The 13,499-nt window shown below is 69.2% G+C and carries 15 protein-coding genes; 10 read left to right on the plus strand and 5 right to left on the minus strand.

Annotated elements, in window-relative coordinates; genetic code table 11:
• Window positions 1-2 precede the first annotated feature (2 nt).
• The 3 genes from ACFX43_RS19825 to ACFX43_RS19835 are packed head-to-tail and all read left to right on the plus strand — an operon-like array spanning window position 3 to window position 4,478.
• Window positions 3-971: an AAA family ATPase gene (locus ACFX43_RS19825; protein ID WP_378833166.1), complete on the plus strand. Its 969-nt coding sequence runs from the start codon at window positions 3-5 to the stop codon at window positions 969-971.
• A gap of 1 nt (window position 972) precedes the next feature.
• Entirely contained in the window at window positions 973-2,244 is a 1,272-nt protein-coding gene (locus ACFX43_RS19830; protein WP_378833169.1) for a DUF58 domain-containing protein, read from the plus strand.
• On the plus strand, window positions 2,241-4,478 hold the full coding sequence (locus ACFX43_RS19835) for a DUF3488 and transglutaminase-like domain-containing protein (RefSeq protein ID WP_378833174.1): 2,238 nt from the start codon (window positions 2,241-2,243) through the stop codon (window positions 4,476-4,478). The genes ACFX43_RS19830 and ACFX43_RS19835 overlap by 4 nt, the downstream gene beginning before the upstream one ends.
• Before the next feature lies 1 nt (window position 4,479).
• On the opposite strand, the gene ACFX43_RS19840 is transcribed toward ACFX43_RS19835, so the two are convergent.
• Together ACFX43_RS19840 and ACFX43_RS19845 are read right to left on the minus strand one after the other, a co-directional pair.
• The gene (locus ACFX43_RS19840; protein ID WP_378833179.1) at window positions 4,480-4,845 is read right to left on the minus strand and encodes a PPOX class F420-dependent oxidoreductase; all 366 of its coding nucleotides are present in this window, start codon (window positions 4,843-4,845) and stop codon (window positions 4,480-4,482) included.
• A gap of 157 nt (window positions 4,846-5,002) precedes the next feature.
• The gene (locus ACFX43_RS19845; RefSeq protein ID WP_378833183.1) at window positions 5,003-5,467 is read right to left on the minus strand and encodes a DUF4383 domain-containing protein; all 465 of its coding nucleotides are present in this window, start codon (window positions 5,465-5,467) and stop codon (window positions 5,003-5,005) included.
• Between the two features lie 103 nt (window positions 5,468-5,570).
• Here ACFX43_RS19845 and ACFX43_RS19850 point away from each other — a divergent pair, with 103 nt between their 5' ends.
• The 3 genes from ACFX43_RS19850 to ACFX43_RS19860 are packed head-to-tail and all read left to right on the plus strand — an operon-like array spanning window position 5,571 to window position 6,827.
• On the plus strand, window positions 5,571-6,095 hold the full coding sequence (locus ACFX43_RS19850) for a DinB family protein (protein ID WP_378833190.1): 525 nt from the start codon (window positions 5,571-5,573) through the stop codon (window positions 6,093-6,095).
• A gap of 43 nt (window positions 6,096-6,138) precedes the next feature.
• Entirely contained in the window at window positions 6,139-6,408 is a 270-nt protein-coding gene (locus ACFX43_RS19855; protein WP_355226365.1) for a type II toxin-antitoxin system prevent-host-death family antitoxin, read from the plus strand.
• Entirely contained in the window at window positions 6,408-6,827 is a 420-nt protein-coding gene (locus ACFX43_RS19860) for a type II toxin-antitoxin system VapC family toxin (protein WP_378833197.1), read from the plus strand. Before ACFX43_RS19855 ends, ACFX43_RS19860 begins: the two co-directional genes overlap by 1 nt.
• Here the strand turns inward: ACFX43_RS19860 and ACFX43_RS19865 are convergent.
• Complete coding sequence (locus ACFX43_RS19865) at window positions 6,808-7,965, minus strand: PucR family transcriptional regulator (protein WP_378833200.1); 1,158 nt, start codon at window positions 7,963-7,965, stop codon at window positions 6,808-6,810. The two genes, ACFX43_RS19860 and ACFX43_RS19865, sit on opposite strands and share 20 nt — an antisense overlap.
• Before the next feature lie 95 nt (window positions 7,966-8,060).
• Here ACFX43_RS19865 and ACFX43_RS19870 point away from each other — a divergent pair, with 95 nt between their 5' ends.
• Both ACFX43_RS19870 and ACFX43_RS19875 read left to right on the plus strand, forming a co-directional pair.
• On the plus strand, window positions 8,061-9,221 hold the full coding sequence (locus tag ACFX43_RS19870) for a ferredoxin reductase (RefSeq protein ID WP_378833204.1): 1,161 nt from the start codon (window positions 8,061-8,063) through the stop codon (window positions 9,219-9,221).
• A gap of 34 nt (window positions 9,222-9,255) precedes the next feature.
• Complete coding sequence (locus ACFX43_RS19875; protein ID WP_378833210.1) at window positions 9,256-10,506, plus strand: fatty acid desaturase family protein; 1,251 nt, start codon at window positions 9,256-9,258, stop codon at window positions 10,504-10,506.
• 69 nt (window positions 10,507-10,575) lie between these two features.
• Here ACFX43_RS19875 and ACFX43_RS19880 read toward each other — a convergent pair whose 3' ends face one another.
• A complete protein-coding gene (locus ACFX43_RS19880; RefSeq protein WP_378833215.1) occupies window positions 10,576-11,475 on the minus strand; it encodes an SDR family oxidoreductase in 900 nt (299 codons plus the stop codon).
• 76 nt (window positions 11,476-11,551) lie between these two features.
• Between ACFX43_RS19880 and ACFX43_RS19885 the strand changes: the two genes are divergently transcribed.
• Both ACFX43_RS19885 and ACFX43_RS19890 read left to right on the plus strand, forming a co-directional pair.
• Window positions 11,552-12,115: a helix-turn-helix domain-containing protein gene (locus ACFX43_RS19885; protein WP_378833223.1), complete on the plus strand. Its 564-nt coding sequence runs from the start codon at window positions 11,552-11,554 to the stop codon at window positions 12,113-12,115.
• 72 nt (window positions 12,116-12,187) lie between these two features.
• On the plus strand, window positions 12,188-12,739 hold the full coding sequence (locus tag ACFX43_RS19890; RefSeq protein ID WP_378833227.1) for a hypothetical protein: 552 nt from the start codon (window positions 12,188-12,190) through the stop codon (window positions 12,737-12,739).
• Here the strand turns inward: ACFX43_RS19890 and ACFX43_RS19895 are convergent.
• A complete protein-coding gene (locus tag ACFX43_RS19895) occupies window positions 12,736-13,446 on the minus strand; it encodes a Type 1 glutamine amidotransferase-like domain-containing protein (protein WP_378833235.1) in 711 nt (236 codons plus the stop codon). The genes ACFX43_RS19890 and ACFX43_RS19895 overlap by 4 nt on opposite strands.
• Between the last annotated feature and the right edge of the window lie 53 nt (window positions 13,447-13,499).

Raw genomic sequence — 13,499 nt, forward strand, 5'->3', positions numbered from 1 at the left:
AAATGACCGTCACGACCGAGCAGGCTCGCTGGTTCCACGAGACCTTCGAGAAGCTTGCCGACAACGTCGAGAAGGCGGTGCTGGGCAAGCGCAACGTGATCCGCCTGGTGCTGACCGCGCTGCTCTCCGAGGGCCACCTGCTCCTCGAGGACTACCCCGGCACGGGCAAGACCCAGCTCGCCCGCGCGCTGGCCAACACGGTCCAGGGTTCGCACGCCCGCATCCAGTTCACGCCGGACCTGCTCCCGTCCGACGTCACCGGTGTGACCGTCTACGACCAGGGCAAGGGCGCCTTCGAGTTCCACCCGGGCCCGATCTTCCACTCGATCGTGCTGGCGGACGAGATCAACCGCGCCTCCCCGAAGACCCAGAGCGCCCTGCTCGAGGTCATGGAGGAGGGCCGGGTCACCGTCGACGGCGCCACCCGCGACGTCGGCCGCCCGTTCATGGTGATCGCGACCCAGAACCCGATCGAGCAGGCCGGGACGTACCGGCTGCCCGAGGCTCAGCTGGACCGCTTCCTGATGAAGACGTCGGTCGGCTACCCCGACCAGGCCGCCACCGTCGAGCTGCTGATGAACTCCTCGGTCCGCGACCGCGCCACGCTGGTCACCCCGATCATCACCGCCCCGACGGTCACCCAAATGGCCGAGATGGCCGACCAGGTCTACATCGACCCCGCGATCGTCGCCTACGTCTCCGCGCTGGTCGACGAGTCGCGTCGCCACAAGCACGTACGCCTCGGGGCCTCCATGCGTGGCTGTCTCGCCCTGGTGCGCACCGCCAAGGTGTGGGCGCTCGCCGAGGGTCGCTCCCAGGTGCTGCCCGACGACGTCAAGTCGCTCGCCGAGCCGGTGCTCTGCCACCGCCTGATCCTCGACCCGGAGGCGATGTTCAACGGCGTCACGGTCGAGGACGTCATCGGCGACCTGCTCACCTCGGTCCCGGCTCCCACTGAGCGTGTCGCCTGAGATGAGCAGGCTCAGTGTCCGCAACATCGTTGCTGACCTGCGGAAACGGCTCGCCCCGGTAGCGTCCGGGGCGGGTTCGGTCTACTCGTTCGTCGCCGACCGGGTCCGTCCGTGGTTCGGCACGGTCACCTCGATCGGCTGGGGTGTGCTGCTCCTCGGCGCACTGGCCTGGGTCGCCGCGACCGCACTCGGCTGGATCGAGGCGTCCGTGGTGGCGATGGCGGCGCTGTTCCTCGTGATCGGCGCGGCCTTCTTCATGATCGGACGCACCCGGCTCGCGGTGGCGACCGTGGTCGAGCCACCGCGCGTCGCGGTCGGCCAGGCCCTGACCGGCGAGCTGCGGGCCCGCAACGAGGCGCGCGGCCCGCTCGTCTCGACGAGCTTGGAGTTCCCCATCGGAGCGGGTGGGGTGACGTACGACCTGCCGATGCTGCTTCCCGGCGCCGAGCACACCGAGCTGTTCGTGGTGCCGACCCAGCGCCGCGGCGTGATCGACGTCGGTCCCGTCCGGACGGTGCGTGGCGACCCGCTCGGGCTCTTCCGGCGGGTGCAGGAGTGGACCGACCGCACCGAGGTGTTCGTCCACCCGCGCACCACCCACCTGGAGCCCTTCGGGGTCGGTCTGGTCCGTGACCTCGAGGGGTCCACGGCACAGAACACCTCGATGAGCGACCTCGCCTTCCACGCGCTGCGTGAGTACGTCCCCGGCGACGACCTGCGCCACATCCACTGGCGCTCCTCGGCACGCCACGGTCAGCTGCTGGTGCGCCAGTTCCTCGACACCCGCCGCTCCCACATCGTCGTCATCGTCGACTCCTCGCCGATGTCCTACGACAGCGAGGACGAGTACGAGACCGCGATGTCGATCGCGGGCTCCCTGCTGCGCCGCGGGATCCTGGACGAGTTCGACGTCTCGTTCGCGACCGGCGACGTGCTGATGGTGCGCGCCACCGCGGCGAACGGGGGAGGGCGTACGGCCCTCGACGCCTGCTCCCGGGCGAAACCGCAGCAGACCAACCTGATCGAGATCACCGCCGAGGCAGCCCGGCAGGCGCCGGACGCGTCGCTGGTGATGCTGGTGACCGGGCGCTACCCGGAGTTCGTCGCGCTGCAGCGCGCGGCCGGCCAGTTCTCGGTCGATGCCACCACCGTCGCCGTCCGGGTCGACTCCTCGCAGCGTGCCGGCTTCAAGGCCGTCGCCGACCTGCCGATGCTCACCCTGCCCGACCTGGACCAGCTGCCGATCGTGCTGTCGAAGGGGTTGTCCGGATGAAGAAGCACCACGCCGTCGACGCCCTCCTGCTGTTCCTTCTCGGCACCATCGCCTTCCTCGGCTTCGACGACACCTACGCCGGCTGGACCTACCTGGTCGCCGGCATCGCCGGGCTGCTGCTCGGGATCCTCATCGCCTTCGTCGGCCGCGGACAGCCGGTGGTCGTGCTGGCCGTCGGGCTTCTGGCCGCCTTCTTCGTGCTCGGCGGCGCGGTCGCGCTGCACGGGATCGGCGACCTCTCGTTCCTCCCGGTCCCCGACACCATCGGCACCCTCGCCGACAACTCCGTGCACGGCTGGAAGCGACTGCTGACCACGCTGCCGCCGGTCGACGGTGGGGCACTGCTGACGATCCCCTACATCCTCGGCCTGGTCGCCGGCTGTGTCGGCTTCGCGCTGGCGGTGCGGATGAAGGCGGCGCTGCCGCCGGTGCTCGTCGCGTTCGCGCTGATGGCCGGAGTGATCCTGCTCGGCGTACAGGACCCGTCCAAGACCGCGCTGCTCGGCGCGCTCTTCGGAGCGATCGCGATCACCTGGCTGTGCATCCGCGGGATGCGGGCCCGTGCCCTCGCCGCCGGCGGCCGCCGTCTCTCGCGGACCGCGATCGGAGCCGGCCTATGCTTGGGTGCGGCCGGGCTGGCGTTCCTCGGCGGGCCGCTGCTCCCGGGCCTGGCGCCCGAGCGCACCGTGCTGCGTGGCGAGATCGAGCCGCCCTTCAACGTCGGGCAGTACCCGTCGCCCCTGGCCGGCTTCCGCGTCTACACCAAGGGCTACCAGACGCCGGAGGACGACCGCCGACTCTACGAGAAGGACCTCTTCACCGTCTCGGGCCTGCCCGAGGGCACCCGGGTCCGGGTGGCCGCGATGGACTCGTACGACGGCACCGTCTGGCGCGCGGCCAACGACTCCGGCGAGACCGAAGGTCCCGACGACACCTTCCAGAAGATCAGCTCGACGCTGCGCAACCCGCTCGCCGACGGCAAGCAGGTGCGCGGCACGATCACGATCGGGGAGGACTTCGGCGGCGTCTGGGTGCCGCTGCCGACCGCCCTCACGCACATCTCGTTCGACGGTCCCGACTCCGACTCCTTCCGCTACAACCTGGCGACGTCCACCGGTGTCCTGCCCTCGGCGCTGAAGCCCGGCGACTCCTACTCCTTCACCGCCTCGGTCGCCGACGAGAAGGTCGGGGAGAAGAGCGAGACCTGGTCGGGTGGGTCGCCGATCGGCGACGAGGCCGCTCAGTTCCAGGCGCTCGCCGCCGAGTACGCCGGCGGTGGTGACTCACCGATCACCAATGCGCTGGCGGTGGCGGGGAAGCTGAAGGAGGAGGGCACCTACACGGACGGGGAGCCGCCGAACCAGCAGTACCCGGCCGGTCACTCCCTGCGTCGTCTCGCCGACTTCACCGCCAAGGGTGGCCAGCTCGCCGGCAACGACGAGCAGTACGCCGCGCTGATGGCGATCCTGGCCAACCAGGTCGGCGTGCCGGCCCGGGTGGTCCTGGGTGCTGTCGTCGGCTCCGACGGCGTCGTCCAGGGCAAGGACATGCACGCCTGGGTCGAGCTGCGGATGTCGGACGGGTCCTGGGCCACCCTGGACTGGTCCGAGTTCATGAACACCGAGAAGCCGCCCGAGCAGAACGCTCCTCAGCCCGAGGAGCTCGTCACCGGCAAGGTCGTCCCGCCGCCGGCGCCCGTACGCCCGCCCGCGACCTCCGGCGACCCGCTGGACGAGTCGGTCAACCAGAAGGCCAACTCGCGGCCCGACGGGTTCACGCTGCCGGGCTGGCTGATCGCCGTCTTCACGTACGTCGGCATCCCGCTGCTGCTCATCGCCGCCGTGTGCGGGGCGATCATCGGCGCCAAGATCTGGCGGCGACATCGCCGACGGACACGCGGGACTCCGGTCGCCCGTCTCTCCGGTGGCTGGCGCGAGACACTCGACCACGCCCGTGACTTCGGGGTCGGAGTGCCCGTCGGGGCCACCCGCCGCGAGCAGGCCTCCGCGCTGTCCGGGTCTCCGGGCATGGACGGTGTGCCGGGGCTGGCGCTGCTCACCGACACCACCATGTTCGGCGAGTCCGGGCCGCAGGACGACGAGGTCGCCGCCTTCTGGGAGCAGGTCGGGACGCTTCGTTCGTCGATCTCCGACTCACGCACGAGGTGGCAGCGCATCCGGGCGGCGATCAACCCGCTCTCGCTGGTGCCGGCCCGGCTGTTCCAGAAGCGCTGAGTCAGTCACCGAGTCCGTAGTCCCTGATCGAGTCCGCCGTGATCCGGAGGACCTCCCGTGAGGTCCCCGGCATCGGCGGATCCACGTCCGTGAGCGCCTCGGCGGTGCCGCGGATCTCGACCATCCGCGGCTTCCACGGGTTGGTAGACTCCAGATCGTCGACCACGAAGGCCACCTTGGCGTGCTTCTGGGCGTTCCGGAACTTCCGTGATCGGCCCATCTCGAAGCCGCCGATGACGATCCGGTGCTCCTCATCGATCTTGAACCCCACGGGGTTGTCCTGCAGGCCGCCGTCGGGGGCGAGGGTCGCGAGCCTTCCCAGCGGCTGGGTGCGGAGGTAGCGGAGCTGCGTGTCGGTGAACTTCATGGCTCCAGCCTCGATGCTCAAGTCAGGTTGAGGTCAACCCGACGATGCCTCCATCGACCACGGCCACGTCTGCGGTGAGATCCGCCTTCGGACCCGTGTTGAGCGTGGCGAACCACGGCCGCTCGGCCGTGGCCAGCCACACGCTCGTGTGCTCCGTTCAGAGCGCGCCGGGTCGATCCGCTGTGCCCGGGGTCCGTCCCAGTCCTAGGCCGAGCGCCAGCATCCCGGCGCCCAGCACCAGATGAAGCCAGTTGTCGGCGCCGTTGACCGGCACGAAGTTCGCGCTGCTGCCGTGGTCGACAGCCAGGCCGTAGATCAATAGGACCATGTAGATCGCCCCGCCGGCGATCAGGTAGGCGCGGGCTCCGCGCCAGCTGGTGGCCAGGACGAGGCCGGCGATGCCGAACAGGAGGTGGACGATGTTGTGCAGGATCGACACCTGGAAGATGCCGAGGAGCTGGGCGTTGGACTCGTGGCCGGCGAAGGCCATCGAGTCATAGTCGGTGGTGATGCCCGGGATGAACCCGAGCACTCCGACGAGCAGGAACGTTCCGGCCACGACCGTCGCTGCGGTCTGCAGCGCCGTTGCTGTCATGGACCGATAGGCAGTGGCGTCAGTCATGGCTCGCTCGGTACCCAGTTCGCCGGCCCGCATGCCGCTCCACGGCTGCACAGCCCCGTTAATCGGAAGGCTTGTGTCCGGAATTCGGCCTAGCGTGAGCGGCATGACGATCGAGATGACACCGGTCATGGACGAGACCGGGACGCTGCTCAGTACGCTCGACCGGATCCGGCGTACGTTCGCCTGGAAGTGCGGCGGGCTGACCGATGAGCAGCTGCGGCAGCGGCTCGAGCCGTCCAGGATCACGCTCGGCTGGCTCCTCAAGCACCTCGCGTTCTGCGAGGACCACTACTTCACCGCGATTCTCGCCGGCAACGGCTATCCGGACGTCTGGGCGCCGTACGGCCCGGATGAGGAGGGCTGGGACTGGAAGACCGAGGCCGAGGACACGGCCCATGGGCTGATGGAGCTGTGGGAGGGGGCGGTCGCCAGGTCCCGCCGATCGATCGCCGAGGCCCTCGACAGGAACGGCATGGACACGCTGGCGACCAACCCCGAGTGGCAGGTCGAGGCCAACGCCCGCCGCTACGTCACCGACATGATCGAGGAGTACGCCCGCCACACCGGCCACGCCGACCTGATCCGCGAGTCCATCGACGGCCTCGTCGGCGAGGACCCGCGCGATTGACAACTATGTAGAAAAGTTCTACGCCGCGAGTTATCGTTGTGGCATGAGCGAAGTACGCGTGGGGGAGTTGAACCAGCAGACGGGCCGGGTGCTGAGGCGCGTCCAGAATGGCGAGTCGTTACTCGTCACGGATCACGGCCGTCCGATCGCGGTGATCTCGCCCGCGCCGAAGAGCAGGTTCGACCAGATGGTGGCTCTCGGCCAGGTCCGCATGCCGAAGGGCACTGGCGGGGGGTGGAGGTCCGTGAAAGGCGTGTCGCGGGACGAGGACCTGGACGAGGTCCTTGCAGAGCTGCGCGAGGAGAGCATCTGATGCTGGTCTACGTCGATACCTCTGCGCTGGGTCGAATCCTGCTGAACCATGCCGACAGGCCGGCGTTGGAGGACCACTTGGACGAAGTCCTGGAGCGTGGCGATCGGCTGATCTCGTCAGACCTCCTCGACATCGAGCTGGCTCGGCTCTGCGTGCGGATGGACCTTGATCCGGTTGACGTCGAGCGGGTCTGTGAAGACGTCCACTTCATGGGCATCCTTCCTGAGGTCGTCGAGTCGGCGAAGGACATCAAGCAGACACTCAAGTCGCTCGACGCCATCCATCTCGGCACGGCCCTCCTGCTGGCCGATGAAGCCGAAGGAGAGGAGGCTGTCGAGCAGGTGGTGACCTACGACAAGCGGATGGGCCAGGTCGCCGAGGAGCTCGGCTTCGAGGTGGTCAGCCCAGGGCGACGGTGAGGGCGAGGAGCATCGCGGGGTCGTCCAACCGGTCCCCGTACACATCGCGCAGCTGCCCCATCCGGTAGCGGACGGTCTGGGGGTGGATGAAGAGGTCGGCGGCGACCTCGTCGCGCCGGCCCTGGTGGAGGAGCCAGGAGCGGAGGGTCTCGGTGAGCTTCTCGGCGGTGGCGGGGCGCATGTCGGCCAAGGGGGCGAGAACCTGCGCGCGCAGGTCCTCGCGGGCGTCGGTGTCGGCGGAGAGGACCAGCTCGACCAGGTGCTGCTCGGTGTCGGAGCCGAGGCCCGCGTCCTGGGCGCGGCGTGCGCGCTCGTACGAGACCCGAGCCTCGCGCCAGGGCTTGGCCGGACCGGCGACCGACCGGCGACCCTCCAGCGCCTTCATCAGCGCCCGGCGCCGGCGACCGTGCGCGTCGGGGACCAGCAGCAGGGTGTGGTCGTCGAGGTCGCGCAGGTCGTCGTGCTCCAGGGTGCCTTGGTTGACCTTGGCGAGGATGGTGCCGACCTGGGAGTTGGGGACGAGCACGGCGGTCAGTGTGCTCGGCGGGGTCCATTCGGCCCGTACGGCCGCGTCGTCGAGCTCCTCCGGGGTCGACTCGGCCAGCAGCTTGCGGGCGAGCCGCTCGCGCAGCTGCCGGCGTACGCGTCCGGTCGTGGCGCGCTCGTCGGCATGTCCGGCCGCCGACGCCTCCGAGATCTCGTCGATCCAGGCGAAGACCAGCGCGGAGAACTCGACCAGCATCGCCGGTTCCATGCCGCCCTCGACGGCCTTGCCCGCGAGCTCTCGCCAGGCCACGCGGGCGCCGATGCGGTAGGCGGCCAGCAGGGCCTCCATCGTGCGCCCGCTCCTGGCCTCGCCTCGCCCCAGGTCATAGGCGCCCTGGACCGCGGGCGGCGTCGCGGCTGACACGTCGGAGGCCAGGCCCGCCCCGGAGGCGAGCGACAGGAAGCCGCCCAGCGCCACGCCCACCGCGTTCCGGATGGTCTCGCCCATGTGTCCCGAGAGCGCGTCCTGATACGGCGGTACCTCGGCGATGATCGCCGCGACCACGTCATCGCCGACCTGGGGGAGGACGGCACGGATCGAGGCGACGACCTCGGGCGTCAGGTGGACGTCATAGGACGAAAGATCGGGCACATCTCGGGAACTTTTGTTCGTCACGTATAAATCCGCCTATCAGATTCACGTCGCTAACACAGGAGTTTACCTCGCATAAGTAGCACTATGGATACATGGCTGAGATCTCTACATCCCCCGCCCTGTTCGCCCCGGGCGAGGCCAGGCGACCCGCGCTGCGGGAGAGGCTCTCCCGCAAGGTGTGGGGAGTCGCCGAGAAGATCGCCACGCCCCTGGCGCCGGCCGACTACCTGGACATGTTCAACCCGCTCCGACCCGGCGCTGACCTGCGAGGACGCGTCGTCAAGGTGACCCCGGAGACCGCCGACGCGGCCACCATCGAGATCAAGCCGGGCGCCGACTGGAACGGCCACACCCCCGGTCAGTACGTCCGCGTGGGCGTCGACGTCAACGGCGTACGCCACTGGCGCGCCTACTCCCTGACCCACGGCCCCCGCAAGGACGGCCTCATCTCGATCACGGTCAAGGCCGTGCCCGACGGCAAGGTCTCCAGCCACCTGGTGCGCCGCCTGCGCCCCGGCAAGATCGTCCACCTCGAGCAGGCTGCCGGCGACTTCGTCCTGCCCAGCGACCTGCGCGGCCACAAGTTCCTGATGGTCACGGCCGGCTCCGGCGTGACCCCGGTCATCGGGATGCTGCGCAACCTCTTCCCGGTCACCGACGAGGGCGTCGTCGAGCACCAGCGGCTCGACGTCACCGTCGTGCACGTCGCCCCCAGCCGCCCCGACTCGATCTTCATCCGCAACCTCGAGTCCCTCGCCGAGGCCGGCGCGATCCGCCTCGTCACCCGCTACACCGGCTCCGAGGGCCGCATCGACATCGACACCCTCACCGAGCTCGTCCCCGACCTGAGGGAGCGCAAGGCGTACGCCTGCGGTCCCGCCGGTCTCCTCGACAACCTCCAGGCCTGGTACGACGAGGCGGGCCTGCCGCTCCAGACCGAGCAGTTCCGACTGGCCACCGTGGTGACCAGCGAGGGCGGCACCGTCGCCTTCACCGGCAAGACCGTCGACGCGCCTGGTGACAAGCCGATCCTCGACGCCGCCGAAGAGGCCGGCGTCCTCATGCCGAGCGGCTGCCGTATGGGCATCTGCTTCGGCTGTGTGCTCCCGATGAAGGAGGGCGCCGTCCGCGACCTCCGCAACGGCGAGCTCACCGTTGCCCGACCGGGTGAGACCGGCCCCGAAGGGGTACCGATCCAGACCTGCATCTCCGCCGCCGCCGGCGAGTGCGTCATCGACCACCCTGCCTCCTAGGCAGATCCCCCACGACGAGAGAAGCGAGACAGCCATGACCATCGCACCTGACGCTCCGGCCTACACCGGCCCGATCGCCCACCTGACCCGCGAGGACATCGAGCAGCTCGGCCGCGAGCTCGACGCCATCCGCCAAGAGGTCATCGACACCCGCGGTGAGCGGGACGCGGCCTACATCCACAAGGTCATCAAGGTCCAGCGCTCGCTGGAGCTCGGCTCCCGTGCCGTCCTGCTCGCGAGCATCTTCCCGCCGGCGTTCGTCGTCGGCACCGTCGGTCTCTCGATCGCCAAGATCCTGGACAACATGGAGATCGGCCACAACATCATGCACGGCCAGTGGGACTGGATGCGTGACCCGAAGATCCACTCCACCGTGTGGGAGTGGGACAACGCCTCGACGAGCGAGGGCTGGAAGCACTCCCACAACGAGCTGCACCACACCTACACGAACATCGTCGGCAAGGACAACGACCTCGGCTGGGGCATCATGCGCGTCGACGAGGAGCAGCGCTGGACGCCGGCGAGCCTGTTCCAGCCCGCGATGAACTTCATCAACATGTGCATCTTCGAGTACGGGATCGCGATGTACGACCTCGAGCTCGGCCGGGTGATCCGGCAGAAGAAGAAGGGCCGCCGCCCGTCCGCCGAGTGGCAGATGGCGGCGAAGCGTACGGTCGCCAAGGTCCGCCGCCAAGCGTTCAAGGACTACGTCGCCCACCCGCTCGTCTCGATGGTCACCCTGTCGGGCCCGACGACGCTGCTGGCCAACGTGATCGCCAACTTCACCCGCAACGTCTGGACCCACTCGGTGATCATGTGCGGTCACTTCCCCGAGGGCGTCGAGACCTTCGAGCTCAAGGACATCCCGGAGAACGAGACCCGCGGTGAGTGGTACGTCCGGCAGATGCTCGGCTCGGCCAACATCTCCGGCTCGAAGTTCCTGCACATCATGTCCGGCAACCTGTCCCACCAGATCGAGCACCACATCTTCCCGGACCTGCCCTCGAACCGCTACGCCGAGATCGCGCCGAAGGTCCGCGCGCTCTTCGAGAAGTACGACCTCAACTACCACACCGCGCCGATGCCGCAGCAGGTCGCTTCCGCGTGGCACAAGGTCGTGCGCCTCTCGCTGCCCAACGGCTTCCTCGAGTCCACCAACGTGCGCAATGCCCCCTCGCAGGTCGTCAAGCTCGTCAAGGCGGTCCGCGGCGACACCCGCACCCGTCGCCGCCTGCTGAAGGAGTTCGAGGCCGCCGGCGCGGCCTCGGTCGGCAAGGCCATCTAGGCGCGATACGACGGGGAGTTCTGCAGGGGTACCCACCGGTACCCCCTGCAGAACTCTCCGTCGTTTCCGTCAGGCGTCGTAATAGCCCGCCGCGATATCGGACAGCAGGGTCGGGCCTGTTGGGGCCCAGTTGAGGGCTTTCTGGGTCTTCTCCGAGCTTGCCCAGCCGTCCAGGCCGAAGAAGGTGCTGAGCCAGCCGAAGTGGGCCTCCGCCTCTGCCGGGTCGATCGAGGCGGTCGGGAGTCCGAGGCGTCGGCCGATCGTCTCGGCGATGTCCCGGGTGGGGATGCCCTCCTCGGCCGCGGCGTGGGCGCGGAAGCCGGCCGGGGCCTTCTCCAGCGCGAGCCGGACCATCCGGGCGGCATCGGCGCGGTGCACCGCGGGCCACCGGTTCTGGCCGTCGCCGATGTAGCCCGAGACGCCGTGCTGCCGGGCGATCGAGGACAGGACCGCGACGAAACCGTGGTCGCCGCCTTCGCCGTGTACCGAGGCCGCGAAGCGCAGTGCCACGGGACGTACGCCCCTCTCGGCGTAGCCGAGCGCGAGATTCTCGCTGCCGCCTCGCATCGAGTCGGGGCCGTTGTTGGGGTTGGCGTCGTCCTCGGTGAACGCTCGTCCGGCGACGTCTCCGACCAGACCGGAGGCGAGCAGGAAGGGCTTCTGGGTGCCCTCGATCGCGTCGAGCATCGCCTCGACCGTCGCGCGCTCGGTGTGGCCTGCGCCGGCGTAGTCGCTGAAGTCGTGCTTGAAGGCCAGGTGGATCACGCCGTCGGACCCCTTGGCGGCGGTGGCGAGGGTGTCGGGGTCGTCGAGGGAGCCACGATGGACCTCGACTCCCTTCGCCTCGAGGGCGGCGGCGCTCGCGTCGGAGCGCGCCAGGCCGGTGACGGAGTATCCGTTCGCGAGCAGCTCGTCGGTGACCGCCGAGCCGATCCAGCCCGAGGCGCCGGTGATGAAGATGTTGGTCATGCTTCCTCCTATGTCAGTGACTGACATCAACGGTAGCACGTGATGTCATTGACTGACATCACGTTAGGATGGGCCCATGGCGAGATGGGAACCGGACGCGCGTGGTCGGATGCTGGCCGCTGCCCTCGACCTGTTCGCCGAGAAGGGCTACGACCGGACGACCGCGGGCGACATCGCCGCCCGCGCCGGGGTGACCGAGCGCACCTTCTTCCGCCACTTCGCCGACAAGCGTGAGGTGCTCTTCGCCAACCCCAACTCTCTCGACGAGGCGGTCATCAAGGCGATCGCGGCCGCCGACGAGCAGGCGACCCCGCTGCAGATGGTGCTCGACGGCGTACGCGAGGTGGCGGTCGGGATCGCCGAGGCACGCACCCGGGAGCAGGCGGCCCAGCGCGCCCGGATCGTCGAGGCGACTCCCGCGCTCCAGGAGCGTGAGCTGCTCAAGATGGCCGCGATGACGACCGCGGCACAGACCGCGCTCGCCGAGCGGGGCGTGGGCGAACCGACCGCTTCGCTGGCTGCGTACAGCGCTGCCGCGGTGTTCCAGACGGCTTTCACCCGATGGGTATCCGGAGAAACCGACCTCAGCCTTCCGGAGTGTGTCGACGAGGCCGCGGCCAGTCTGCGAGATCTCCACTGAGTCACGGTGACGAATCTCGTATGGACATCGTCCGCCAGGACCGGTAGACAACTAGCCACTATGGAGAACGAGTTGATTCCCGGAACCGGGTCGCCGACCGCGGTGCGCAGCTATGTGACCGCAAACAAGCCGAACCCGTCGGCGCTCGCCGAGGGTCTGTGGGTGCTTCCTCCCGACGTCCTCTCCAGCGGCGACCGCGCGATCCTCTTCGACCAGTACAAGCTCTATGTCGCCGAGGCCGAGCGGCTCAGCGTGCGGCGTACGCTGACCAGCGCGTTCCTGCTGGTCCTCAACGTCGGGCTCCTGGTCGCCGGCACCGCGCTCGTGGCCAGCTCTCCGGAACGGCCGTGGCTCTTCACTGTCGCCCTGATCGCCGCCCTCGGCTCGTGCCTCGGCTGGTTCTGGATCATCCGCTCCTACCGCCAGATGGCGAGCGGGAAGTACTCCGTCATCTCCCACCTCGAGAAGCAGCTCCCCGCGGCGCCCGGCGTCGCGGAGTGGTCGGCCGTCGGCCTCGGTCGCGACAGCTCGCGCTACCTGCCGATGAGCAACGTCGAGGTGTGGGCGCCCGCGCTCTTCGGGTTCTGCCACCTCGCGACGTACGCCCTGCTCTACCTGCCTTAGAGCACTCTCACCTCGAGCGGGGTCTCCCCGTCCGGCCCGACGGCGTAGGCGACTCCGTCGGGCCGCTCGCTGATCGCCTCGACCAGCTCGCCGTCGCGCCACAGCAGGGCGACGCCGTCGTCGGCCGCGTAGCCGGAGGGCAGCGCCCCGGAGCCGACGAATCGGACGTACGTCTCGCGCCGGTCCTCCTCGCCGAGGTAGTGCGGGCAGAACGAACCGGGGAGGAAGCCCAGTCCGTCGGGGAGCGGCGCGGTGGGGCCGAAGGAGTCGGTCGAGGACGCCTGGTACCAGCAGTTGGCCCCGGCCGAGATCCCCGCCAGGATCGTCCCGCCGGCGGCGGCCTTCTCCAGCAGCGCGGGCAGCCCGTGCAGCCGCCACACCGCGAGCAGGTTGGCGGTGGACCCGCCGCCGACGTAGACGATGTCCTGGTCGAGCAGCTGCTCGAGGCTGTTGATCGGAAGCTCGTGGCCCTCCGGCGCCTTGTTGAACAGCGACAGGACCCTCGCCTCGGAACGGTCGGCGTACGCGGCGAGGAACTTGTCGTGGTAGCTGTCCGCGTCCCCGCTCGCGGTGCCGATGAAGCAGACCTTGGGCCGCTCCTTGCCGGTCAGCCGGTTCAGCTCGGCATCGATCGGCGAGAAGTCACGCCCGTGCACCTCCGGCATCGAGAAGCCGCCACCGCCCATGGTCAGAATCGTTCCGCGCATGGCGTGAGTGTAGGGATACAGAGGGCCCCGCCGAACTGGTTTGTTCGGCGGGG

Source organism: Nocardioides sp. YIM B13467 (assembly GCF_042788075.1).
Classification (GTDB): Bacteria; Actinomycetota; Actinomycetes; order Propionibacteriales; family Nocardioidaceae; genus Nocardioides.